The organism is Bradyrhizobium sp. 6(2017) (genome assembly GCF_011058295.2).
GTDB classification, from domain to species: Bacteria; Pseudomonadota; Alphaproteobacteria; order Rhizobiales; family Xanthobacteraceae; genus Bradyrhizobium; species Bradyrhizobium septentrionale.
Genome location: NZ_CP049289.2, coordinates 3,300,035 through 3,324,958, shown reverse-complemented (window position 1 = coordinate 3,324,958; position 24,924 = coordinate 3,300,035). Strand labels below are relative to the sequence as shown.

At 64.8% G+C, this 24,924-nt stretch carries 20 protein-coding genes; 4 read left to right on the top strand and 16 right to left on the bottom strand.

Features of this window, described 5'->3' with window-relative positions:
• The first annotated feature begins 61 nt into the window (after positions 1 to 61).
• Positions 62 to 988 carry an alpha/beta fold hydrolase gene (locus tag G6P99_RS15505; RefSeq protein WP_156928336.1) on the top strand — a complete coding sequence of 309 codons (927 nt, stop codon included), beginning with the start codon at positions 62 to 64 and terminating at the stop codon, positions 986 to 988.
• 288 nt (positions 989 to 1,276) lie between these two features.
• On the top strand, positions 1,277 to 1,672 hold the full coding sequence (locus G6P99_RS15500; protein ID WP_371261125.1) for a nuclear transport factor 2 family protein: 396 nt from the start codon (positions 1,277 to 1,279) through the stop codon (positions 1,670 to 1,672).
• Between the two features lie 318 nt (positions 1,673 to 1,990).
• On the opposite strand, the gene G6P99_RS15495 is transcribed toward G6P99_RS15500, so the two are convergent.
• From G6P99_RS15495 to G6P99_RS15420, 16 genes are all read right to left on the bottom strand, one after another.
• Positions 1,991 to 3,085, bottom strand: a complete 1,095-nt coding sequence (locus G6P99_RS15495; RefSeq protein WP_156928337.1) for a branched-chain amino acid ABC transporter permease — start codon at positions 3,083 to 3,085, stop codon at positions 1,991 to 1,993.
• On the bottom strand, positions 3,082 to 3,948 hold the full coding sequence (locus G6P99_RS15490) for a branched-chain amino acid ABC transporter permease (protein WP_029078072.1): 867 nt from the start codon (positions 3,946 to 3,948) through the stop codon (positions 3,082 to 3,084). Before G6P99_RS15490 ends, G6P99_RS15495 begins: the two co-directional genes overlap by 4 nt.
• 7 nt (positions 3,949 to 3,955) lie before the next feature.
• Entirely contained in the window at positions 3,956 to 4,660 is a 705-nt protein-coding gene (locus G6P99_RS15485; protein ID WP_165128681.1) for an ABC transporter ATP-binding protein, read from the bottom strand.
• A complete protein-coding gene (locus G6P99_RS15480; RefSeq protein ID WP_029078074.1) occupies positions 4,657 to 5,370 on the bottom strand; it encodes an ABC transporter ATP-binding protein in 714 nt (237 codons plus the stop codon). The genes G6P99_RS15485 and G6P99_RS15480 overlap by 4 nt, the downstream gene beginning before the upstream one ends.
• Positions 5,371 to 5,455: 85 nt before the next feature.
• Positions 5,456 to 6,799: an ABC transporter substrate-binding protein gene (locus tag G6P99_RS15475; protein ID WP_084518252.1), complete on the bottom strand. Its 1,344-nt coding sequence runs from the start codon at positions 6,797 to 6,799 to the stop codon at positions 5,456 to 5,458.
• A gap of 80 nt (positions 6,800 to 6,879) precedes the next feature.
• Entirely contained in the window at positions 6,880 to 8,670 is a 1,791-nt protein-coding gene (locus G6P99_RS15470) for an FAD-dependent oxidoreductase (RefSeq protein ID WP_051345994.1), read from the bottom strand.
• A 35-nt stretch (positions 8,671 to 8,705) separates the two neighbouring features.
• Complete coding sequence (locus tag G6P99_RS15465) at positions 8,706 to 9,608, bottom strand: intradiol ring-cleavage dioxygenase (RefSeq protein WP_029078076.1); 903 nt, start codon at positions 9,606 to 9,608, stop codon at positions 8,706 to 8,708.
• 24 nt (positions 9,609 to 9,632) lie between these two features.
• Positions 9,633 to 10,754, bottom strand: coding sequence for a maleylacetate reductase (locus tag G6P99_RS15460; protein ID WP_051345995.1), 1,122 nt, complete (start codon positions 10,752 to 10,754; stop codon positions 9,633 to 9,635).
• Between the two features lie 358 nt (positions 10,755 to 11,112).
• Positions 11,113 to 12,540 carry a DUF1254 domain-containing protein gene (locus tag G6P99_RS15455; protein WP_035976079.1) on the bottom strand — a complete coding sequence of 476 codons (1,428 nt, stop codon included), beginning with the start codon at positions 12,538 to 12,540 and terminating at the stop codon, positions 11,113 to 11,115.
• A 284-nt stretch (positions 12,541 to 12,824) separates the two neighbouring features.
• Positions 12,825 to 13,712 (bottom strand): helix-turn-helix domain-containing protein, encoded by an 888-nt coding sequence (locus G6P99_RS15450; protein ID WP_165128679.1) that lies wholly within the window; start codon positions 13,710 to 13,712, stop codon positions 12,825 to 12,827.
• A gap of 124 nt (positions 13,713 to 13,836) precedes the next feature.
• On the bottom strand, positions 13,837 to 14,511 hold the full coding sequence (locus tag G6P99_RS15445) for a spermidine synthase (protein ID WP_029078079.1): 675 nt from the start codon (positions 14,509 to 14,511) through the stop codon (positions 13,837 to 13,839).
• 276 nt (positions 14,512 to 14,787) lie between these two features.
• A complete protein-coding gene (locus G6P99_RS15440; RefSeq protein WP_029078080.1) occupies positions 14,788 to 18,021 on the bottom strand; it encodes a bifunctional cytochrome P450/NADPH--P450 reductase in 3,234 nt (1,077 codons plus the stop codon).
• Positions 18,022 to 18,190: 169 nt separating this feature from the next.
• Positions 18,191 to 19,186 (bottom strand): alpha/beta fold hydrolase, encoded by a 996-nt coding sequence (locus G6P99_RS15435; RefSeq protein WP_029078081.1) that lies wholly within the window; start codon positions 19,184 to 19,186, stop codon positions 18,191 to 18,193.
• A gap of 10 nt (positions 19,187 to 19,196) precedes the next feature.
• The gene (locus G6P99_RS15430) at positions 19,197 to 20,747 is read right to left on the bottom strand and encodes a WS/DGAT/MGAT family O-acyltransferase (protein WP_029078082.1); all 1,551 of its coding nucleotides are present in this window, start codon (positions 20,745 to 20,747) and stop codon (positions 19,197 to 19,199) included.
• Positions 20,748 to 20,806: 59 nt separating this feature from the next.
• Positions 20,807 to 21,598, bottom strand: coding sequence for an alpha/beta fold hydrolase (locus tag G6P99_RS15425; RefSeq protein WP_029078083.1), 792 nt, complete (start codon positions 21,596 to 21,598; stop codon positions 20,807 to 20,809).
• A 5-nt stretch (positions 21,599 to 21,603) separates the two neighbouring features.
• Positions 21,604 to 21,855: a DUF6489 family protein gene (locus tag G6P99_RS15420; protein ID WP_029078084.1), complete on the bottom strand. Its 252-nt coding sequence runs from the start codon at positions 21,853 to 21,855 to the stop codon at positions 21,604 to 21,606.
• A 374-nt stretch (positions 21,856 to 22,229) separates the two neighbouring features.
• Between G6P99_RS15420 and G6P99_RS15415 the strand changes: the two genes are divergently transcribed.
• Complete coding sequence (locus G6P99_RS15415) at positions 22,230 to 23,828, top strand: ABC transporter substrate-binding protein (protein WP_029078085.1); 1,599 nt, start codon at positions 22,230 to 22,232, stop codon at positions 23,826 to 23,828.
• 115 nt (positions 23,829 to 23,943) lie between these two features.
• Entirely contained in the window at positions 23,944 to 24,924 is a 981-nt protein-coding gene (locus G6P99_RS15410; RefSeq protein ID WP_029078086.1) for an ABC transporter permease, read from the top strand.

Genomic DNA, 24,924 nt, shown 5'->3' with positions numbered 1-24,924 from the left:
GGCCCTTCTGCGCCGCATCAAAGCGTGGCATAGAGGTTCCTGACCGCGATACCAGCAGGGGATGCCCGTGACCACGCTCGCCCATCAGCCGCCGCAGCTCGCCCGCGCCAATGGCATCGACATCTGCTACGAGATTTTTGGCGATGCGAATGCCGAGCCGCTGCTGCTGATCATGGGGCTCGGCGCCCAGATGATCCATTGGGACGACGAATTCTGCCGCCAGCTCGCCGCGCGCGGCTTTCGCGTGATCCGATTCGACAACAGGGATATCGGCAAGTCCTCCCGCCTGAGCGGCGGCAAGCGGCTGTCCGCGCTCGAGCTGCTCAAGCTGCGCTTCCTGAAGATCCCGGTCGCGGCGCCGTACCGGCTGATCGACATGGCGCGGGACACCGTCGGCTTGATGGACGCACTCGGCATCCGCACCGCGCATCTGGTCGGCGCCTCGATGGGCGGCATGATCGCGCAGGAGGTTGCGATCACCTTCCCCGAGCGCGTGCGCTCGCTGACCTCGATCATGTCGACTACGGGCAACCCGAAGATACCTGGGCCGACCCGCGAGGCGACCGCGGTGCTGATGGCGCCGCCACCGAAGAGCAAGGAGGAGTATTTCGCGCGCTTCGGTCAGACCTGGAAGGTGCTGCGCAACGGCTCGTTCCCCGAGGATGAGGCGCTCGACCCCGAGCGCGCGCGGCGCACCTTTGAGCGCGGCCTCAATCCGGAAGGCGTCGGCCGCCAGCTGCGCGCCATCCTCGCCTCCGGCAGCCGCAAGGAACGGCTGCGCGGCGTCAAGGCGCCGACGCTGGTGATCCACGGCACCGTCGATCCGCTGGTGCATCCCGAAGGCGGCAAGGACACTGCGGTCTCGATCCCGGGCGCAAAGCTCGTGATGGTCGAGGGCATGGGCCATGCGCTGCCGATCCCGATGTGGCCGCAGATCATCGATGCCATCGACAGGCACGCGCATGGTGCGGCCGCCAAGGCGGCGTGAGGCCGGAGCGTCTTCGAGCGAAGTGGATACCGGTTCGCGTGAAGAAAACGCGTCCAAAACCAGAATCGAGAACCCCGTTCCGATTCAATCGGAACGGGGCTCCGGTATCTTCTGGTAACCATGTGAGCCAGGGGTGCGTTCTTCCGGGCGCCGCGTAGAGGCTGTAGAGAGCGCAGTGCGGCGTGCGGGTCGCACGCCATCAGCCTCGGGAGTTACCAGATGAACGCCATCCTCCGGCCGCGGACAGCGGTCGCCGCTCTCCTCCTCGCGCTCGCGTCCTCCGCCGCGATGGCCGCCACCAGCGAAGCGCAGCAGGAAGCCAACCGCAAGGCGGTGCTGGCCTTCTACGAGAAGGGGCTGAACCAGAAGGACGCCGGCGCGGCGCTCGCCTATGTCGGCAACCGCTATGTGCAGCACAATCCCGGCGCGGCCGACGGCCCAGAGGGCTTCCGCAAGTTCATCGGCTTCCTGCGCGAGAAGTTTCCGAACTCGCACAGCGAGATCAAGCGTTCGTTCGTCGATGGCGACTACGTGATCCTGCACGTCCATGCCGTGCGCGAGCCCGGCACCCGCGGCAATGCGATTGTCGACATCTTCAAGCTCGAGGACGGCAAGATCGTCGAGCATTGGGACGTGGTGCAGCCCGTTCCGGAAAATCCGGCGAACAACAACACGATGTTTTGAGGCGCGCGATAGCGAGACACGATTCCGGCGTCGTCCTGGCGAAAGCCAAAACGACGCGTCGCTGTTAGTCCAGTCATCCTTAGGTGCTCGGGGAGGCAGCGAATTTCTCCCTCGTCGTCCCGGCGAAAGCCGGGGCCCATAACCACAGGGTTGAGTTGTTGAACAAGGGTGTGGCCGTAGCGTAGCGCAACAATGACTTTCGGTGGTTATGGGTCCCGGCTTTCGCCGGGACGACATCGAGTATGTTGCGTCATCGAGAGTCATACATTCACACTCTCTCAGGATGACGGTGTGACGACGTGGATCGCGCAACCGGACCTATCGGCCGCGGCCAAGCCAGCGCTGCGTCGGGAACAGCTGGAGCTGCCAGCGGCGCGCCGCTGCGCCCCACACGCCCCTCGGCATGAACAGCATGATCAGGATGGCGAGCGTGCCGAGCACCACCAGATACAGGCTGCCGTACTGGGCGAGATAGGTCAGGAGCCCCCAGAGCAGGAGCACACCGACCATCGGTCCCTCGATGGTGCGTACGCCGCCGATCACCACGATGAAGATCACATAGGCAGTCCAGTCGGTGACGCTGAACGCGGCGTCGGGCGATATCCGCGCCTTCTGCAGATAGACCAGCGCGCCGACCATGCCGGTCGCGAAGGCAACCGCGATCCACAGCACGTGGCGGATCCGCGCGGTGCGCACGCCGACGCTGCGCGCCGCCGCCGCATTGTCGCGGCTTGCCGCCAGCGCGAGCCCAAGCCGCGAACGCATGAAGGCGTAGATGCCGAGCGTCACCAGCACGGCGATTAGCAGCGCAAGCCAGTAGACCAGCACGTCGCGCGCTGCCGCCGGCCGCAGGCCGAGCAGCGCCTGCACCGCCTTCAGCCCGACCATCTGCGACAGCTCGTTGGGCGAGATCGACATCCCGGTGCCGCCGCCGAGCGACTTGAACTGCGCGCAGATCAGCCGCAGCGCTTCGGCGGCGACCCAGCTGCCGATCGCGAAATATGGCCCTTCCAGCCGGAACAGCAGCGGCCCGAGCACCGCCGCGACCAGCGCCGCGAACAGACCAGCCAGCGGGATCGCCGCGACAGGATCGAGTCCGGCCATCACGATGCCGGCAAACAGCGCATAGGCGCCGAGCCCGACAAACGCCTGCTGCCCGACCGACACCAGCCCGCCCCAGCCGGCCAGCACGTTCCAGAGCTGCGCCAAGGTCAGCATGGTGAAGACGAAGATCAGGTCCTGGATCAGGTTGCGTGATGCGATCGCAGGCAGCGCGGCCAGCACCACGACCAGCGCGATGCCGGCCACAGCCGCAATGCGCGACAGCCGCGTGCCGACCCGAACCTGCCACACCGGCGCGTCCGCCGGGCGCTCCTCCCGGCTTGCCGGGATACGGATGCTTTCGACACTCATGTCCGCCTCGCCGGGAACAGACCGCGCGGCCGCACCATCAGCACGGCAAGGAAGGCGAGATGGCCGGCCAGGATCTGCCATTCCGGATTGATCCGCGCTCCGATCGCCTGGGCGAGCCCGAGCACGATGCCACCGGCCAGCGTTCCCCACAGGCTGCCGAGGCCGCCGATGATCACGGCCTCGAACGCGTAGAGCAGCCGCGCCGGGCCGATCGACGGATCGAAGCTGGCGCGGATGCCGAACACGATCGCGGCGATCACCGACACCGCAAGCGATAGTCCCACCGCGATGGCGTAGACATTGCGCTCATTGACGCCCATCAATTGCGCGATCGCGGGATTGTCGGCGGTGGCGCGGAAGGCGCGGCCGAGCGAGGTGCGATAGAAGATCAGCTGCAGCAGCGCGACGGCGGCGATCGCCGTCACCAGCGCGGTCAGCGGCGCCAGTCCGACGCTCAGGCCCGGGGCCAGCGTCACCGATGAGGATTCGAAGGCGCCTGCCTGCAGGCGGCGGCTGTCGGCGCCGTAGCCGAGCAGCAGCCCGTTCTGGATCACGATCGACAGGCCGAAGGTGACGAGCAGCGGCGGCAGGATGTCGTCGCCGAGCACCCGCTCCAGCACCAGCCGCTGCAGCACGAAGCCGAGCGCGAACATCGCCACGACGACCAGCAGGGATGCGGCCGCAAGCGGCAGACCGAGCGCCGTGGTGGCGCTGAGCACCAGATAGGCCGCAAGCAGGATCAGATCGCCATGCGCCAGATTGACAAGGCGCATGATGCCGAAGATCAGCGACAAGCCAAGCGCGAACAGCGCATAGACGCCGCCGAGCAGCACGCCTTCGATGATGGTGTCGAACCCGCTCATCGCTCCCTCACGTTCCGAAATAGGCCGCGCGGATCGTGTCCTGATCCACATCCTTTGGCCGTCCGCTCAGTGTCACCCGTCCCTCCTGCAGGCAGTAGAAGCGATCCGCCGCCCGCAATGCGCGGGCGATGTCCTGCTCGACCAGCACGACCGCGGTGCCGCCCGAGCGGATCTCCGGCAGCATGCGGTAGATGTCCTCCACCACGATCGGCGCGAGGCCGAGGCTGATCTCGTCGCAGAGCAGGACCGACGGGTTGGACATCAGCGCACGGCCGATCGCCACCATCTGCTGCTGGCCGCCCGACAGCGCCGTCACGGCGCCGCGCCGCCGCTCCTTCAGCACCGGGAACATGCGGTAAACCGCGGCGAGGTCCCACGGCGCGGTGCGTTCGCCGCCATAGGCGCCGATCAGCAGGTTCTCCTCGACGCTGAGCGAGGGAAACAATTGTCGGCCCTCCGGCACCAGCGCGAGGCCGAGCCGCACGATGCTGGCGGCGGACGCATCGCCGATCGCCCGCCCACTCAGGCGGATCGAATCGGGGCTGCTCTTCACGAGCCCGGCCAGCGACTTCAGCATGGTCGACTTGCCGGCGCCGTTGGCGCCGATCACCGCGACCGCCTCGCCCTCTTGCAGTTCGAAGTCGATCCCGAACAGCGCCTGGAAATCGCCGTAGAACGCATCGAGCGCAGTGACATTGAGCAGCGCGGTCATGCCGGCACGCCCATATAGATGGTCTCAACCTCGCGCGAGCGCATCACCTCGACTGGTGCGCCCTGGGCGACGACCTTGCCGAAGTTCAAGACAACCAGCCGCTGCACCACCGCGAGCAGCGCGTGCACCACGTGCTCGATCCAGATGATGGCGACGCCTTCGGCGTGGATGGTGCGGATGGTCTCGACCAGTTCATGGCATTCGGCATCGGTGAGGCCGCCGGCGATCTCGTCGAGCAGCAGCGTGCGCGGTCGGGTAGCGAGCGCCCGCGCCAGTTCGAGCCGCTTGCGATCGAGCAGCGGCAGGCTCCCGGCAAGCCGGTTGGCCTTGGCCTCGAGGCCGGTCAGATCGAGCATGCGGCCGCAATGCTGGACCGCATCCGCCTCCGACAGGCCGCCGCCAAACAGCGCGGCGACCGCAAGGTTCTCGAACACCGAGAGATGGTCGAACGGTTGCGGGATCTGGAATGAGCGCCCGATGCCCGCGCGGCAGCGTGCCTCGGAAGAGAGACCTGTGATGTCGACGCCGTCGAGGACGATGCGGCCGGCATCGGGCCGCAGCAGCCCCGTGACCAGATTGAACAGCGACGACTTGCCGGCGCCGTTCGGCCCGATCACACCCAGCGCCTCGCCGGACACAAGCGTCAGGTCGATCGCGTCGGCAACGACGATGGCGCCGAACCTTTTCGAGATGGCATGGAGTTCGAGCATGGTCGCTCACCACATCAATTTGCTTCGAGGATATGCGCGGGGTTGCCGCGCATCTCCGGAAAGACAACTCTCTGGAATGCGCCCGCTAGCTCAGCGCCTGCATGTCGCCACCGAGCGGAATCTGCGGCGCCAGCTTGTTGTCGGTGATCACCATGTTGTACTTGTCGCCATTGAGCCGCCACTGGCCGCCGACCAGCGGCGTCTTGGCGATATTCTTCGCCGCGAACGGCGGCACCGCGCTGGAGCCGAACGCGATCTGGCCCACGATCGTATCGAGCTTGGTGGCGCCAATCGCTTTCGCCAGTGCTGCCCCATCGGCCGGGTCGCTAGAGCGCTTGATGGCATCGATCGCGACCTCGAACAGCGAATGCACGAAGCCGATCGGCTGGGTCCATTGCTTGCCGGACGCCTGCTCATATCCTTTGGCGAGATCGGCTGCGCTGACGCCGCTGAGGCTCGACTTGTAGGGATGCGTCGGCGTCCACCACACTTCGGTGGAGATATTGTTGCCGCCCTTGCCCAGCGCCTGCACTGACGCCGGGAACAGCAACGCCTTGGCCACCGACACGACTTTCGGCTTCAGCCCCTTCTGCCGCGCCTGGTTCCAGAATGTGGTGAAGTCGGGCGGGATGATCACGCCGGTGATGATCTCGGCATCGGCACCGCGGAACGCCGCGATCTGCGAGCTGAAATCGTCGGTCAGATTCTGGAAGCGGCCGGGATCGGTGAGCTTGAAACCCTGCTTGGCCATCACAGGCGGGAAGCCGATCGTGGTGTCGCCCCAGGCGTTGCCGTCGGCATCGTTCGGAAACAGCGCACCGACCGATTTGTTGGTCGCGACCTGGCTCCACATGCTGGTGAAGACGCCGATGACGTCCTCGAGCCCCCAGAAATAGTGGAAGGTGTATTCGAACGGCTTCCAGCTCTTCGGATCGCCCGGATTGGCCTGCCGGCCGATGAAGTTGGTCTGCCACGGCGCGACGGAAGAGATGCACGGCACCTGCTCGAGCTCGCACTGCGTCGCCACCGGATTGTTGGTCTCGGGCGTGGCGCCGACCACGATCAGGCTGACATTGTCGCGAGTGATCAGCTCCTTGGCGACCTCGGAGGCGCGGTTCGGATTCGACTGGCTGTCCTTGGTCACCACCTCGACCGAATAGGTCTGCGATCCGACCTTGACGCCATCCTTGATGAACTTTCTGAACTCGCCCAGCACGAAATCGTCGGCTTCGGCAAAGGCAGCCAATGGACCGCTCTTCGGCGAGACATAGCCGATCTTGATCGGCTTGTTGGCGGCCCGCACGGCCGGCGCAAACAATGTCGTCGTACCTGCGGCCGCGAAACCACCGGCGATGCCCTGCAGCACGCGGCGGCGATCGAAAGACAATGCGTTCAAGTGGTCCTTGGCGTTCAAATGGTCCTTGGTCATTTTCCCCTCCCTTGAGGCAAGCCGGTTTCACACCGGCTGCCGTTCATTCCGTTCTGAGAAATTACCGGCGTCGCGCCGCATCACGCGGCGGCGATGGACTTCGTCTGCGCCTTCGCGCTGCGGCCGAGGATCTGGCCAAACACGTCGAGCAACACGTCGGAGGCGTCAGCCGCCGCCTCCCTGGTGCGCCAGGCGACGTACGTGTCGGGACGCACCAGCACGCAGCCGTCCTCGTCGACCTCGCTCTGGCGATACCAGTCCGCATAGATGTCGAGCGCATCGCAGCCTTGCGGGCCGATGGTCACCACATCGACCGGCAGGCCGTAGGCCTTCTCGACCGCGGCAGCGGCCATCTTCCAGCCGTCGCCGCCAATCCCGGTGAGCAGCGTGAAGCGGCCCCTGCCGGTGAGATCGAGCGTCGACTTGCGCTGGCCCTGATGCTCGACCCAGACATGCGGCAAGTGCGCGCCCGGCCAGGTGGTGGCCTGATAATAGAGTTCGTGATCGCGGGTGAAGGCCGGCATCGGCGTGCCATCGGACACCACGGCGGTCGAGCCGTAGCGCTGGTTCATCTCGACGCCGTGGCAGTTGAACTCGTAGCTCTTGTTGGCGATGGCCTCATAGAGCTTCTTGCGGCGTGCCTTGCCCTCGGCGGTCGGCGCCTTGCGCGCGGCGATCGCCTTGCGCGCTTCGGCCGGATCGGTCGAGGCGACGAGCCCCACCGCCTCGAAGATCGGCGGGAAATCGCCGATGCTCTTGTTGGCGCGGGTCACGATCTGCTTGCCGACCGGCTGGCGCTCGACCGAATAGGTCTCGAGCAGCGACGGCGCCGCGTGGCCCTCCAGCACCAGCTTGAGCTTCCAGCAGAGATTGTATGCATCCTGGATCGAGGTGTTGGAGCCCAGGCCGTTGGTCGGCGGATGCCGGTGCACGGCATCGCCGACGCAAAACACGCGGCCAGACGCGTAGTGGCCCGCATACATCTCGTTCACGGTCCAGGTCGAGGTCGAGGTCACCTTGACCTCGAGCGTCTCGTCGCCGACGAGATTGCGTACGATCGAGATCGCCTCGTCATTGCTGAGCCTGCGCTCGCCCTGCTCGATATCGTAGCCCCAGATGATCAGCCATTCGTTCCACGGCCGTACCATGCGGATCAGGCCGGCGCCGATGCCGCCGATCTCGGCGCCGGGCTGCAGCACCCAGTACAGCACGCTCGGCCGGTGCGCGACGTATTTGCTCAGATCCGCCTGCACGATGATGTTCATGCTGCCGGCGCGTCCCATCTGGCCCTCCATCGGCAGCCCGATCACCTCAGCGACGCGGCTGCGGCCGCCATCGGCGCCGATCAGATATTTGGCGCGGATCTGGTAGGTCTCGCCGGATAGCCGATCCTTCACCGTTGCCGCGACACCGTCGGCATCCTGCACCAGGTCGACGAACTCGGTGTTGAAGCACAGCGACGTACCGCGCTGGCCGGCGGCCTCGATCAGGATCGGCTCCAGGAAATTCTGCGGCAGGTCGCAGATCCGGGTCGGGCTGGCGAGATCGTAATCCGCCTTGCGCGAGGGATGATTGCCCCAGGAGTAGAGCCGGCCGAACTCCTCGCCGGCGAGGCTCTCGCAGAACACGTTGTTGGCCATCAGATGCTGCGGCACCGCCTGCGCGACCGCCTTGTCCTCGAGGCCGAGATCGCGCAGCACCTCCATCGCACGCTGGTTGGTGATGTGAGCACGCGGCGTGTCGGCGAGCCAGCCGTATTTGGTCACCATGATGTGCTTGACGCCGTACATGCCGAGCAGCGCCGCCGCCGTCGCGCCGGCCGGGCCGCTGCCGACGACAAGCACGTCGGTCTCGATCGGTTTGCTGGTCATCATCCTCTCCCTGGTCGTCGTGTTGGTTGCGATCGTCATTCCGCGGCCATCATCGGCTTCGGCACCAGCCCGACGCCGGGCCTCATCTGGAAGTCGTAGGTCATCAGGTGCCACGGTGCGGACACGCGGTCGCCATTCGGCAACGCCGGTTCGCTGCGGGGCTCGACGCGCGCGATGAGCTCGTCCTTGACGCCGAACACCACGTCGCTGCGCAGATATTGGTCGCCATCGAGGAAGACGTGGGTGATCAGCGGCTCGTAGCCTTCGGCCTTGACCAGGAAGTGGACGTGCGCGGGCCGCATCGGATGACGCTGTGTGGCGGTGATGAGATCGCCGACCGGGCCATCGGTCGGGATCGGATAGCTGCACGGCAGGATGGTGCGGAACGAGAAGCGGCCATCGGCATCGGTGACGAAGCGTGCGCGCAACGATGGGCCGTGGGTCGCATAATCCGCCTTCTGCGAATCGTAGAAGCCGTCGTCGTCGGCGTGCCAGACGTCGATCTCGGCACCGGCGAGCGGTTTGCCGGCGAGGTCGGTGACGCGGCTCTGCACGAACATCACCTCGCCGTCGATGCCTTCCGAAATGTTGGCGCCGTGCGGCGTGACGCGGTGCTCGCCGACATAGAACGGGCCAAGCACCGTGGTCTCGGTCGCGCCTTCGCGCTCGCGGTGATTGACGGCGTCCACCAGCATCGAGACGCCGAGCACGTCGGAGAGCAGGATGAACTCCTGGCGCAGCGGCGTGCAGGTCTGGCCGGTGCGGGTCAGGAACTCGATTGCCTGATTCCATTCCTCGAAGGTGAGTTCGGTGCGGCGCACCAGATCGTGCAGCGACTTGACCGTCTCCTCGATGATGAACTTCAGCCGCTTGTTCGGCGTGTTGGCGAAGCTGCGAAGCACCTCGTCGGTGAGATCATGCTCGTTGAAATTGGCCATCGTGTTTCCTTGATCTGGTGAAGGTCAGTGCTGCACGGGCGCGTCGCCGCGCCAGGCTGCCGCGATCAATTGCTCGATCGGGGCGCGATCGACCGGTCTGGGGTTGGCATAGGGGTTGCGCACCGCCATCTCCGCGGCGCGAGCGATGCCGCCCTCGGGCATCCCGATGTCGGAGAGCGCGCGCGGCAGCGCGAGCTGCCGGGCAAGATCAAACAGGCCCTGCGGTGCGTTGGCGCTGTGCAGCGCTCGCGCGACGCGGCTCATCGCCTCCGGCGCGGCGGCTGCGTTGTAGGCGGCGGCGTGCGGCAGCACGATCGCATGGGTTTCGGCGTGCGGCAGGTCGAACATGCCGCCCAGCACATGGCAGAGCTTGTGATGCAGCGACATGCCGACCGCGCCGAGGCAGACCCCGCACAGCCAGGCGCCATAGAGCGCATCGCGCCGCGCGCCAGGATCGGCAGGCGCAGTCATGATGCGCGGCAGCGCACGGGCGAGCGCGGCGATGCCTTCCTCCGCCATCAGCGAGGTCAGCGGATTGGCGTCGGGCGCATAAAGCGCCTCAACCGCGTGGGCAATCGCGTTCAGGCCGCTGGCGGCGGAGATGTGCGGCGGCAGGCTGACGGTGAGATCCACGTCGTAGATGACGGCGTCTGGCACCAGATCCTGGGAATGCTGTGTGGTCTTGATGCCGTTGGTGGTCTCACCCAGGATCGGCGTCATCTCCGAGCCGGCATAGGTGGTCGGCATCGCGATGTGCGGCAGCCCGGTGCGCAGCGACAGCGCCTTCCCGAGCCCGACCGTCGAACCGCCGCCGATTGCGACCAGCCCGTCGATGTCGTGGGATTCCACGATGCGAAGCGCTTCGTTGGTGACCTCGACCGGCGTATGCATGCGCGCGCCGGCGAACAGGCCGGCGAGTCTATCGCCGAGGCCGGCACCCAACTGACGTCCGAGATCCTGCTGCTCGCGGGTCGTGAGCACCAGCGCCCGCTTGATGCCAAGGCGCTCGGTTTCCTCGCCAAGCCGCGCCGAGGTGCCGGCGCCGAACACCACGCGATATTGCTGCGAGCAATAGGCAAAGGCGCCCTGGCCGGCATCACCGGCTGCCGCAACGGGTGCGGCGGATGCGACTCCGGCATCGGGCATTGCGACGCTCATGGCATTCCTCCCGGGCCGGCGAACCGGCGATCTCGTCTTGTTGGGAGAATGCTAGCGGCGGGCAGCCGCGGCGGGCCTGCACGAAACCGGAGAAAATCTGCACAAAACCGGAAAAATCATCCGTCGAAACGGGGCCGGCTATGCGCCCGCGCCTGACCCAGTCGCCATCGCCGGGAGCTAGGGCGCGTACTCATAAACCCGGGATGTCCGCTTTCAAGAGGTAGAGCGGAGGGCGGCCCGACCGCAAGGATGTCGTCTTGTGACCCACAACCGACATGCGCCGGAGATGGGGCCATCAACGAGATGCCGCCTCCGCTAAGGAGACGGCACCTCGCGCGCCCAAGCCTTAGATTACCTTGGTCACCGGCGGGATCACCCATGACCCATCGATGATCGAGGGATTGTTCTCGTCCGGCCAGTACAGGCGCAACATCAGGTGAAACTTTCCCTTCGGAGCCGGAAGCCAGTTGGCCTCCTTGTCCGAGCCGGGGCTTTCGTTCTGGATGTAGATCAAGAGCGAACCGTCGGGCTCGTATTTGGGGTTGGTCCTCATGCTCATCGAATAGCGGTTGATCGGGTTGGCGATGAAGAACATGCCTTCATCATACATAGTCAGCGACCAAAAACCCTTCACCGGCGGCATCTGCCCTTTTTCGAAGCGCAGGATGTACCTGTATTTTCCGTCGTAATCCTCCAACAGCGAAGGCTTCATGGAGGTCGGATAGATGGCGTCCTGCGGCCGGTTGCAACCAAGCCCGAGGGCGGCGATCAATGCTCGCTGGAGGTAGTTGGTGCCATAAACGCCCGCCTTTGTGGTGAATGACCAGCCGTTCTGCCGCGTAATTTCGCCATCCCTGCTGAGGAAGTGTAGCATGATCCGATCGTACGAGAGCTGCGGCAGCCGCTTATCCCAACGGCTGTCGAGAGCCTTCGGGTCGAAGCTCTGCCCCGCAACGAGGCCGATCCGCTCGAACCGTTTCAGGGCGGGTGCGTCTGCCGGTGCAGGTGGATTTCTTTTCAGCAGATCGGCCAGCAGCGTGAAATACTCAGTGGCCGAGAGACGGTTGACTTGATCGCGCACTGCCATCTTCATGTCGATGGATGGATCGACCTTGCCGGGCGGCGGGGTGTAGTCCTTGCCCCAAGTGCTCAGCGGCTGCAACTTGAACTGGTCCTGCAACGCGTGCACCTCGGCATAGTCTTGCGAGGTGCCGGTGCAATAGATGCGTCCAAGGAGCCATACGATGGCGGTGGGCGACCTGAGCTGCGACATGCCTGCCGGGACCGTGCCCGACCAGCCGGGACCCGTGATCAAGAAGGTCTGGGCTTGCGTGCCTGTGGTCCGGGTTCCGGGAACCTGAAACACATCTGTCCATCCGCTCAGGAAAGGCAGCAGGAAGTAGCGGCCTTTCATGTCGGGGGAGCTCAGCACCCAAGGTTCGTCGCCGACATCGAAGAACGCCGTCGTGTAGAGCGTGTCGGCATTCGGGGCGGTAATGTCGCGGAAGCTGGCGTTGGGGTATTCGCGCAGCTTGATAAGGGTACCCATCGGCCCGCGCGTGCCCTCGGGCTTGGCGACGTTGGTGATCACCCGCCGCGTCATCTCCATGGTCACGAGCGGATAGCCGAAGATGTAGGCATCCGATGCGACGACGAAATCCTCGGTCCCCTCGACGACGTCCGTCAGCGGGCCGTCCCATGCCCGGCCCGGCAAGGGAATGAGCGCAGCGGCCAGCCCGAGCCCGCCCAGAGCTACGGCACGACGGCTGAGCATCGGGTCGGTGTGGTCTCGTCCCGCGTGGATGCCATCGGTCGCGGTTTTTTGAAAATCGCATTTTTTTCGCATGGGGACCCTCATCAATTGATACGCAATATGCGCAGCACGTAGAAAAGATCAGACGTCGCAACCGCTCATACTTTGACATGGATCAACGCAGGACTGCGTGTCCTTCTGGCCCTTTGCAGACATTCACTTAGGCATCGTCGATGTCTACTTTTGAGGGCACCTCGGACCTCGCTATCCCGCGCACGCGCGTACCAGATTTATGAGTACACGCCCTAATGGCTGCGCCGGTATCGTCCCGGCGTCACGCCGGTGAAGCGGCGGAACATGCGCGTAAAATGCTCCTGGTGGGAGAAGCCGCAGGCCAGCGCGATGTCGGCCAGGGTCTGCGTCTCGTCGGCGAGCAACGCCCTGGCGCGCTCGATGCGCAGATTGATCACATATTGGTAGGGCGAGATGCCGCTGGTCGCCTTGAACAGGCGCACGAAATATTCGGTGCTGCGGCCGCAAAGCTCCGCCAGCTGGTCGAGCCGGATATCGGTCTCGAGATTGGTGTCGACGAATTCGCGGATCCGCGCCATCTGCCTGTTGCTGAGCAGGTTCGGATGCTTGCCGGCCTCCACGCTCGGCTTGTGGAAATTGATCGCAACAAAGCGGTTGGCGATCGCCTGCGCGATCGGATCGACGAACAGCGACGAGGCCGGCAGGCTGCTGGTGATGGTGTCGCCGATCGCCGCAGCGAGATGCTCCAGCACGGCATCCTGATCACCGAGCATCGGCGCGAGCCCGCCGATCAGGCTGGGGGCCCCGTCCCGGCCCGCGAACAGGTCGGACCGCAGATAGATGTGGGTGGATTCCAGCGCTTCACGCAGGACGACGTTGCAGGCATGTCCCGCCGGCAGGAAGAACACGCCGCCGCGCGGAATCTGTCGGGCGACCGACTTGCCGTCCATCACATAGGTGATGTCGACGGGGCCGCCCCGATGCAGCACCATCAGATTGTCGGATAGCGCGTGGAAGTGCCCGTCAAACGGCCGTTCACGCTGGACCGAGGCATACGCGGACGACCAGCCGAGCCCCTCGCTCGAGCCGCGGAATTCGGCCTGGAAGCGGTTCAGGATCCCGTGCGTCTCCTGCACCCCAAAATTCGACGTCGCCTGCATCCGACAGACCAAGGGCTCGAGGCTTCGGTGCCGTCGAGTGAAGCCCAACAGCCCTTGATTTTCAATACAATCGAACCGAACGGGGAGCCCCGGCAGCCTTGCTGCGTCGCAATAGCGACGCCTGCTATTGCTTGACCGCGATCCAGATCACGTGGCGTACGCCGCGGCCTCGGCCGGTGGCGCGCACGGCGATCTCGTTGACGGCGAACCCGGCCCGGGACAGGGATTTCGGGAATTTGGCATTCGGCCCTGATGACCAGACCGCGAGCACGCCGCCGCGCCGCAACGCGGTGTGCGCGACCTTGAGTCCGGAGACACCATACAGCGCGTCATTGGCCTCGCGGGTCAGGCCCTCGGGCCCGTTATCGACATCGAGGAGAATGGCATCGAAGGTGCCCGGGTGGCGCTCGATCACATCGGCAACGTCAACCTCCTGAATGCTGACGCGCGGATCGTTCAGGCTGTCGCCGAAGATCTCCGCCATCGGGCCCCTCGCCCAGGCAACGACTGCTGGCACCAGTTCGGCCACCATGATCTGCGCTTCGGGTCCGAGCACGGCGAGCGCCGCCCGCAGCGTAAAGCCCATGCCGAGCCCGCCGATGAGAAAATGCGGCTTCGCGGTCTTCTCGATCTTCTTCGCAGCAAGCGTCGCCAGTGCGGCTTCCGAGCCCGACAGGCGGCTGTTCATCAGCTCGTTGGTGCCGAGCATGATCGAGAATTCGCGGCCGCGCCGCATCAGACGCAATTCGCCTTCGGTGCCGGGAATGCGCGCGGTATCGATCTTTTCCCATGGAATCATGCGGCGGCTTGTAACATGGGCGTCAGGGCGGGCGAAGCTAGCGCCCAGAGAATGTGACTCACGAGTGGCGCAACAAACTCGGTGTCGTCCCTGCCTAGTGCGCAATTGCGCACGGGAGCAGGACCCATAACCACCGAAGGTAATTGTTGCGCACCGCTGGGGCCACAGCCCTCTTCAACGACTCAACCCCGTGGTTATGGGTCCCGGCTTTCGCCGGGACGACGATGGGGAAGAAACCCACCCTCAACCGCATCACCGTCGTCCCCGGCGCCGAGGCTAGCCGCCGGCCCAGACGTCCAGCACGTAACGGTTCCTGGTGCCCATCTCCTCGATCCAGCGCGCAGCGGCATCGGCGTCGGCGCCGGCGCGCTCGCGATAGATCGACATCAGGGTCGCCTTGACGTCGGGCTCCATCTTGCTGCCGTCGCCGCAGACATAGACGATTGCGCCCTTCTCGATCAGCTCCCAGACCCGATCCTTCTGCGCGGCGACGAGATGCTGCACATAGGTCTTCGGCCCATCGGCACGCGAGAAAGCGGTGTAGAGTTCGCCGACGCCGTCGGCTGCAAAAGCCTTCAGCTCATCTCCATAGATGAAATCCTGCTCCGGATGGCGGCAGCCGAAGAACAGCATCGCAGGGCCCAGCGTCGCGCCATGCGACTTGCGCGCGGCGCGCTCCTGCAGGAAGCCGCGGAACGGGGCCAAGCCCGTGCCCGGCCCGATCATGATGATCGGCACGCCGTTGTCATCGGGCAGGCGGAAGCCGGCTTTGGTTTCCTTGATGGTGGCGTGGACGGTGTCGCCGGCGCGGCGGCGCGCCAGGTAGTTCGAGCAGACGCCCTTGTAGATGCCCCGGCCTGAGCTTGCGGGGGCTTCCACCACGCCCACCGTGACGCTGCAGCGCTGTGCCTCGCCGGCCGGAGACGACGAGATCGAGTAGTAGCGCGGCGCCAGCAGCGACAGCATCTCAAGGTAAAGATGGAACGGCAGCTCGCAGGCCGGATATTCCTCGACCAGGTCGAACACCGATTTGCGCTTGGACAGCACCTCGGTGCGGTAGCGCCCGGCCGAGGCCTCATCGTCACCGACATAGGCCATCAGCTTCGGCTTGGTCACCGGGCAGCGGGTGTGCTCCGTCATGATCTGGATCTGCTTGCGGGTCGCGACCTGCTGCAGCTCGACGAACTCGGTGAGCAGCCGCCCAACCGACACCGCGTTGCCGACCGGCAGTTGCGCGCGGCGGCCTTCCGACACCTGCAGGCGGATCTGGTCGGCCGGCAGGAAGCCGAACCGGCGCGCCACGGAATCGACCAGGGTCGGGTCGTTGCGCGGCACCACGCTGAGATGATCGCCGACGCGATATCTGAGATTGGCCGGCAGCTCGACCTCGATGTGCCGGGTCGAGCGCTCCGACGGATGGGCGCCCTCCTTGTTCTGCAGCTCGTTGTTGGCAAGCACCTTCATTGGCACCGCGCCGCCCTGCGTCACGATGGTGTTGACCGCGCCCTGCGCCACCGGCTCGATCGCATAAAGCGGCTCGTCCTCGGCGGTGCGGGTGAAATTCCAGTCGATGCCGAATTCCTTGGTCGCGACCTTCGCCGCCTCCGGGAACCATTTCTGGAACTGGCCATCGAGATCGCTGCGCGCATCGCCCTCGCCGCGCGGATAGACGGCGCGCGCGCCATGCCTGGTCAATTGCTCGTCGATGAAGCGCGGCACCGACTGGTAGGTTGCGGCCCAATCGCTGTTGCCGCAGCCGAACACCGCATAGCGCACCTTCGCGAAGGCGTCCTTCGGCAGATCGCTTTCGAGCCATTTGACGAATTGCGTGGCATTGTCGGGCGCCGCCCCATTGTAAGAGGCGCAGATGATCAGGACGCCGCCCTCCTCCGGCAGCTTGCCGACATAATCATCCAGCGGCCCGAGACGCACTGCGAAACCATTGATCTCGGACAGATCCGCCATGCGGGTCGCCAGCTCCTCGGCCGAGCCGAGGTTGGAGCCGTAGAGCACCAGCATCGGCGTGTTGTGGCCGGGGCGCGTGGTCGGCGCGCGCGGCGTCTTCGGCGCAGCCGCAACCGCGCCCGTGCTGCCGGCGAACGCGCCGCGATCCTTGTCGTCGCGTGACCGTACCTTGATCCTGAAGCCGTCGGGCTTGACCGTCAGCGTCTCCTTCAGATGCATTTGGTAGCGATGCACGTCGAGCAGCTTGAAGCGTTGCAGGATCATGCCGATTGCGAGCGCCGCCTCGTGCATGGCAAAGCCGCGGCCGATGCAGGCGCGCTGGCCGTTGCCGAACGGCTTCCAGGCGTTGATCGGACGCTTGGCCTCCGCCTCGCGGCTGAAATTCTCCGGATCGAACACGTCGGGTTTCGCTCCCCAGACCGAGGGGTCGCGATGCAGCGCCATCACCAGCACGGTGATGAAAGTGTTCTTCTTTAATTTGTACTTTCCGCCGATGGTCTCGTCGCTGAGGGGCGCGATGCCGTAGGCCGGCGCCGGCGGCCACAGCCGCAGCGCCTCCTTCAGGCATTGCGTGATGTAGGTGAGCTGCGTGACCTGCTGATAGGTCGGCCTCGCATCGAGGTCGGGACCGAGGACGCGGTCGACCTCCTCATAGGCCTTCTTCAGCACCTCGGGATGCTTCATCAGCGCATAGATCGTGCACGACAACAGGCCGCTGGTGGTCTCGTGGCCGGCGATCAGGAAGGTGTTGATCTGGTAGCGGATGTTGACGTCGTCGAGCTGCTCGCCAGTTGCCCGGTCGACGCCGGTCATCATCGCGGCCAGCATGTCTTTCTTGTCACTGGTCACGTCGGCATTGCCGCGCCGCTCGGCAATGATCTCGTCGACCATCTTGTTCATGAAGCCGACGTCGTCAGTGAGCGTCTTGCGCCGCTTCTGCATCCACAGACCCTCGAGCGGCAGGCCGCGGGTCATCATGATGGTCTCGAGCGAGCGCACCAGCGATTCCACGAAAGGGTGGTAGTCGCGGCGGTAGAACGAATTGAAGCGGTAGTCGAAGCCGCAGAGCCCGATCGTGTCGAGGGTCAGCGCCGTCATGTCGTGGACGACCTCGATCTCCTCGTCGGCGTTGAGGCGCTCCCATTTCTTGACCAGCTGCTCGGCGATATCGACCATGCTGGGGTGGTACGACTGCATGGCGCGGTTACCGAACGGCTGCATCAGGATGTTGTGCGCCTTGCTCCAGTTCGGCTCCTTGGTGTCGGCGGTGAACAGCCCGTCGCCGCCGACCGCGCGCACGCGGCGCAGCGAGCCGCGCACCGCCTTGTCGAAGCGCTTCTCGTCGGAGAGCTCGTCGACCAGATCGTGGCCAGAGACGATCACGATCGGCGAACCCATCATGTCGAGCCAGAAGATCGGCCCGAGCTCCTTGGAGAGCTTCACCAGATGCTGCACCGGCGCGGTCGAATCCAGCGACAGCATGTTGCCGACCACCGGCTTCGTCGGCGGATGCGGGATCGGACTCAGTCTGTTGCCGGACGCCATCTTTGAAGTGCCCCCCTCTAGTCTCGAACTCCTGTCGTGATTCCCGGATGGTCCGAAGGACCAGACCGCAGACGCGCAATTGCGCATCGGGGAATCTCGAGATTCTCAGGCGCGCAATTGCGCGCCGTAGTTCGATGCTGCGCATCGCCCCGGAATGACGACTTCGTCGTCAGCCGAATTTTCGCTTACGCCACTCAATCAGCTTGGCGCTGACTTCGTCAGGCTTTTCCTGCTGCGTCCAATGGCCGCTGTCGTGGACCAGATACTTTTCGAGGTCCGGCACCAGCCGCTCCATGCCGTCGGCGGCCGACGGCGGCAGCACCGCGTCGTTCTCCGCCATGATCATCAGCGACGGCACCCGCACATGATGGTCCAGCCCAGCCGAGCGTTCCCAATTGCGGGTGAAATTGCGGTACCAGTTGATGCCTCCGGTGAAGCCGGTTTTCGAGAACGTGTCGACGAACACTTTCTTCTCGTCCGCCGACAGGATCGGCGTGCGCGGGTCGTGCTTGGCGTCGTAGTTCGCGATCATCTGCGGAAACGCCAGATTAAGTCGGGCCGACGCCCCGACGCCGGCGATCGGCTGTTCCTCCGGCGTCCCGGGCGGGCGCGCCACCGGCTTGCGCATGAAGGCGTCGAAAGTCTGCTCGACGCGGCTGCCGAAGATACGGTCGGGCTCGCGCGCCGGATCCTGGAACTGGACGATGTACATATGGTCGCCGAAGCGCTGGCGGAACAGCGCGATCGGGTCCATCGGCGCACGGTCCCAATGCGGCGTGTTGACGCCGACGACACCGGCGACCCACGAAGGATGCCTGAGCGGCATCTGCCAGACGACAAAGCCGCCCCAGTCGTGACCGACGAAGATCGCCTTGTCGATCTTGAGATGATCGAGCAGGCCGACGAGATCGCCGGTCAGCTGCTCCATGTCGTAGGCTTCGACCGGCTCCGGCCGGTCGGTCGCGCCGTAGCCGCGCTGGTCCGGCGCAATCACCCGGATGCCGGCCTCGCCCAGCGCCTTGATCTGGTGGCGCCAGGAGAACGCCAGTTCGGGCCAGCCATGGCACAACACCACCGGCGGCGTGTCGGTCTTGGGGCCAGCTTCGTAAAACCCCATGCGGATGCCGTTCGTCTCGGCGAACTGCAGCGGTGGCATCTCGATCATTGTGAAATTCCTATTCGGCTGCGCCCTTGATGTCAGCAGGCGGGGGCGCGAACGCCGCCTCGAGTGCATCGAATTCGAGCGGCAGCATGTCGCACATCACCTGCACATGAGGAATGATGTTGGCACCGACAATGAAGCCGAAATCAAGCTGATCGCGATAGCTCTGCACCGTGATGTTGAGCGCCACGCCATGGGTCGAGATCGAAACCGGGAAGATGTGCAGCAGCTCGGCGCCCGCGGCGTACAGCGTCTGCCGCGGCCCCGGCACGTTCGACACCGTGATGTTGGTCGCCGGCGGCAGCACGTTGGAGAGGTCGGAACGGCTGTAGAGCAGCGCCAAGACCTGCACCACGATCGGCGCACCCAGCAGCGAGATGTTGGAGACCTGCGGCACCAGGGCGCGCAGCGGATGCGACATCTCCTTGGACTTGGTGGATTGCGCGATGATGGTCTCGAGCCGCTTCTTGGGGTCCTCGACGTCGGTCGCGATCGAGCAGATCATGCCGAACACCTGGTTGTTGGATTCGGCATTGCCCTCCTCGCGCAGCGAGATCGGAACGCCGGCCGTCAGCGACTTGTTCGGCAGCGCGCCCTGGCCGATCAGATAGCGCCGCACCACGCCGGAGGCGAGCGCCAGCACGACGTCGTTGAGCTTGCCGCCCGAGGCCTTGGCCAGCGCCTTGGCGCGCGACAGCGAGATCGAGGTGCCGGCAAAGCTGCGCTCGGACGAGATCGCCTTGTTGAGGATGGTCGGCGGCGAGGCCATCGCCTGCAGGCTCTCGCGCGACCTCGGATCGGCGACCTTGGCGACGACGTCGGACAGGCTCTTGAGCACGGTCGGCATCGAGCCGGCAAACTTCACCGCGCTCTCGATCTGGAACATGGCGTTGTCGAACAGGATCGAGCCAAGATCGCTCTTGCCCGAGCGCGGCAGCTCCAGGCTCTTCTGCGCGGCGGCGGCCGCCTCGAACGGCTGGGTCCAGAGCTGCTGATAGGCGTCGATCAAATTGGCCGCGATGTCGCGCGGCTCCTGCGCGACCTTTTTCGCGCTCGGCGGCTCGATCTGCCGCGGCACCGGCGTCAGGTCGTAGATCATGCTGGTCAGCGCCGCGCCGGCGCCGCCGTCGATGCAGGCATGGTGCATCTTGGAATAGAGCCCGATCTCGTTGTCCTTCATGCCCTCGAAGACGTAGAACTCCCAGAGCGGGCGGGCACGGTTCAACAGCTTGGCGTGCATCCAGCCGACGATGCGCTCCAGCGTGGCGCGGTCGCGCGGCGCCGGCAGGCTGGCGCGGAAGATGTGGCGGTCGATGTCGAACTGGTCGTCCTCGACCCAGGACGGATGATCGATATCGAGCGGCGCCTTCTGCAGGCGCGCCTTGAGGATCGGCGCAACGTGCAGCCGCGAGGCGATCATCGCCTTGAACTCCTCGAAGAAGTCGCCCTTGTAGCCGTCGGGCAGGCGGAAGATCGCCATGCTGCCGACATGCATCGGCATTTCCGGCGTTTCCAGATAGAGAAACGATGCGTCCAGCGAGGACAGCTTCTTGGCGTCGCTCATGATCTCCTCCCGAGAGCAAATTGACGCGGGCGCCTTGGCGGCGCTTCTCGTCGTCTGGTTTAGGATAGTGCCTGTTCTGCCGCCCCGTAGGCAATGGCAAAGGGGCCCGACCGGTCAAAATGCCGGAACTCCCCTTCCGGCTGCGCCAGCCGGTTCGCGATCGCCCACAAGGCCGCGGGGTTGACGCCGAGGCCGAGATGGCTGGCGAAATGCACCTCGATGTTCTCGGCGGTGGCCGAAGGCCGCAGCCGCGAGGTCCGCCAGTTCACGATGCCGTCGGTGCGGGAATAGATCGAAGTTGTCGGCACCGGCATGTCGCCGGCGATCGCGGCGCGGATCTCGGGGATGTCGTCCACCCCCTCGCCGGACAACAGCTCATAGAGCCGTGTCGCATTGGTGGCGCGGATGTCGTCGGCGAACGGGCTGCCCAACGTGATGATGGAACGCACCAGCTCCGGCATCTGCGACGCCAGGTCGCGTGCGTAGACGCCGCCGAGGCTCCAGCCGATGATCGAGACCTTGCGCCCGGAAGCCTCGTGAATCCGCTTCAGGAGGTCGCGCAGCGCATCGCGCCTGGAGGCGATGCCGCCGAAATTGCGGCCCATGTTCCAGGCGTAGGCGTCGTAGCCGAGCTCCTTCAAATAGCGCCGCATCGGCGCCATCGAAAGGTCGCTGGCGAGGAAGCCCGGCAGCGCCAGCACCGGATGACCGTCGCCCTTCGGCGCCTGCATCAGCAGCGGCGAGAGCAGCAGGCTCGAATTGAGCTCGAGCACGCCGCGCCCCTCCGCCAGCATCAGGAACAGGCTTGGCGCACGCAGCCGGCGTCCGGTCCCATCGACGCTCCTGTCCATGTCAGTCACGACTTCTTCTTGGCCGTGCCGCCGAAGCCGGCCATCGCCACGAACATATCCTGGAAGCGCTCCGCGAGCTTGGGATCGAAGGTGAACCAGCTCTGCATCAGCGATTCCGGTGAAATCTTGTCGATGTTCGACAGCATCTGCTGCTGCAGCTTGTCCATCACCGCGTTCTGCATCGGCGCCACATCCGGCAGGCCGAAGAACTGCCGCGCTTCAAGGGGCGTACAATCTATCTCGACGTTGACTTTCATATCCGCCTCCTCAATGCGCCTGGCCCGCCTCAGTATCGCCGGGACTCGGTGCGTCGCGCAAGCGAGCCGTACCTGCCCAAAGGTGCAGTCGGCCTCAATCATCCGTTATGGTCAACCAAACTGTCTTGGAGCGACCGGCAAGAACGGCGCTCGCCGGCGATCAATGCCATGACCGACAAGTGGCAGTCCGAAAGTCGAATGTCAGGCGTTCGCACCAACCGCCTACTCTCACATCCTGTTCATTGCGCTGCACCCGCGCAAACCGGTTAACCCTTTGGGAAATCGCGCTTGCGTGGCCTGCAAACTCTGGCAACATGGCCAATAATACAGCCGGACAAAGCAGCCGGCGGACAATAACGGGGACGCGGGATCACATGTCGGTACGTTGGAGTTTGTTTGCGGCGGCTGCCGTCGCACTCGTTGCCTTTGCTTTGCCGGCATCGGCCCAGACGTTGAAATATGCCAACCAGGGCGAGCTCAAGTCACTGGATCCCTACACACTGAAGGAAACCACGACGATCGCGCATCATGGCCATGTCTATGAGGGACTGGTTGCGCGCGACAAGGACCTGAAGATCATTCCGGCACTGGCGGAAAGCTGGGAGGCGCTGAGCCCGACTCAATGGCGCTTTCATCTGCGCAAGGGCGTGAAATTCCACAATGGCGACCCCTTCACCGCCGACGACGTGCTGTTCTCCGCCGAACGCGTCCGCGCCAAGGGCTCCAACTTCCTCAGCAACGTCCCGGCCGACGCCAAGTTCACCAAGGTCGACGACTACACGGTCGACGTGACGCTGGACTCGCCCAATCCCATCCTGACCGCGCAGTGGGATGGCTGGTACATCATGGACAAGAAATGGTGCGAGGAGAACAACACCGTCGCACCGACGCCGGCCTCCGCGACCACGCCGAGCTACGCGACGCTGCACGAGAACGGCACTGGCCCCTTCACGATCGAGAGCCACCAGCCCGGCGTCAAGACCGTCTTCAAGGTCTACCCGGACTACTGGCGCAAGCCGGAGCACAATCTCAAGGAAATTATCTTCACCCCGATCGCATCCGACGCCACCCGCGTCGCCGCGCTGCTCTCGGGCGAAGTCGACGTCATCGAGCCGGTTCCGATCCAGGACATCCAGCGGGTCAATTCGAGCGGCACCGCAACCGTCCTGACCGGGCCGGAGATCCGCACCATCTTCATCGGCATGGACATGGCGCGCGATGAGCTGCTGTTCTCCAACATCAAGGGCAAGAACCCGTTCAAGGACATCCGCGTCCGCGAGGCCTTCTACAAGACGATCGACGTCGACCTGATCAAGACCCGCGTCATGCGCGGCATGTCGACCCCCTCGACGCTGATGATCGCGCCCGAGCTCTATCCGCTGTCGAAGGAGTTCACCCGGCCCAAGCTCGATCCGGACGGCGCCAAGAAGCTGCTGGCCGACGCCGGCTATCCGAACGGCTTCGAAGTCACGATGGATTGCCCGAACGACCGCTACGTCAACGACGCCGCGATCTGCCAGGCGGTGGTCGGCATGCTGGCGCGCATCGGCATCAAGGTGAACCTGCTGGCGCAGCCGAAGGCGCAGTATTTCGCCAAGGTGCTGAAGCCCGGCGGCTACCAGACCTCGTTATTCATGCTGGGCTGGACGCCGGCGACCTCGGATTCCCACAACGTGCTGCACGATATTTTCGGCTGCCGCCCCGACCCGAAGGATTCCACAAGGGGTGAAGCCAATCTGGGCGGCTATTGCAGCAAGGAGGTCGACGCGCTGACCGACAAGGTTCTGGTCGAGCCCGACGATGCCAAGCGCAACCAGCTGATCAAGCAGGCCTACGAGATCGTCATCAAGGACTACGGCTACATCCCGCTGCACCAGCAGTCGCTGGCATGGGGCGTATCCAAAAAGGTCAAGCTGACCCAGCGTGCGGACAACCAGGTCCTGCTTTACTGGGCGACCAAACAGGGTGAATAGTGGTTTTGGCGAATTGGGTCCCGGAAGCCCCTGCTTCCGGGACCTCTTGCTTTCCGGGCGCGCAATGCCGCGTGCCAAGTGTGCTGACAAGTGCCAAGAGCAGTGAAAGGTAGAGATGCTGGCTTTCACTCTTCGCCGCGTGCTGCAGGCGATCGGCGTCATGCTCGCCGTGGGCGTCATTGCGTTCTCGATGTTCCGCTTTGCCGGCGACCCGGTGAACCAGATCGTCTCGATCGACACCTCGGCCGCGCAGCGCGCCGAGATCCGGCAATCGCTCGGCCTCGACGACCCCGTGCTGGTGCAGTTCGGCCGCTACTTCATCAATGCCGTGCAGTTCAAGTTCGGCGTGTCCTACCAGTTCCGCCTGCCGGTCTCCTCACTGCTGGCGGAGCGGCTGCCGGCGACGCTGGAGCTTGCGATCTGCGCGACGCTGTTCGCCATGATCGCCGGCATCCTGATGGGGGTCTATTCGGCGCTGCGCCGTGACACCGTGCTCGCCAAATTATTCCAGGCGATATCGCTGATTGGCATTTCACTGCCGACCTTCCTGATCGGCATCCTGCTGATCTATCTGTTCGCTGTGACGCTGGGCTGGCTGCCCTCCTTCGGCCGCGGCGAGGTGGTGAAGCTCGGCTGGTGGACCACCGGGCTGCTGACCGTTTCCGGCCTGAAAGCGCTGATCATGCCGTCGATCACGCTCGGGCTGTTCCAGATGACCCTGATCATGCGGCTGGTGCGCGCCGAAATGCTGGAAGTGCTGCGGACCGACTATATCCGCTTCGCCCGCGCCCGCGGTCTGACCACGCGCGCGATCCATTTCGGCCATGCGCTCAAGAATACCCTGGTCCCGGTGATCACGGTCGCCGGCCTGCAGTTTGGCTCGGTTATTGCTTTCTCGATCATCACCGAAACCGTGTTCCAATGGCCGGGCATGGGACTTCTGTTCGTGCAGGCCGTGCAAAATGTCGATATCCCGATCATGGCTGCGTATCTGTTGATGGTCTCACTGATCTTCGTCACCATCAATCTCGTGGTCGACATCCTCTATACCGTGGTCGATCCGCGCTTGCGGTCGACTGTCGGCCGTGCGGCGTGA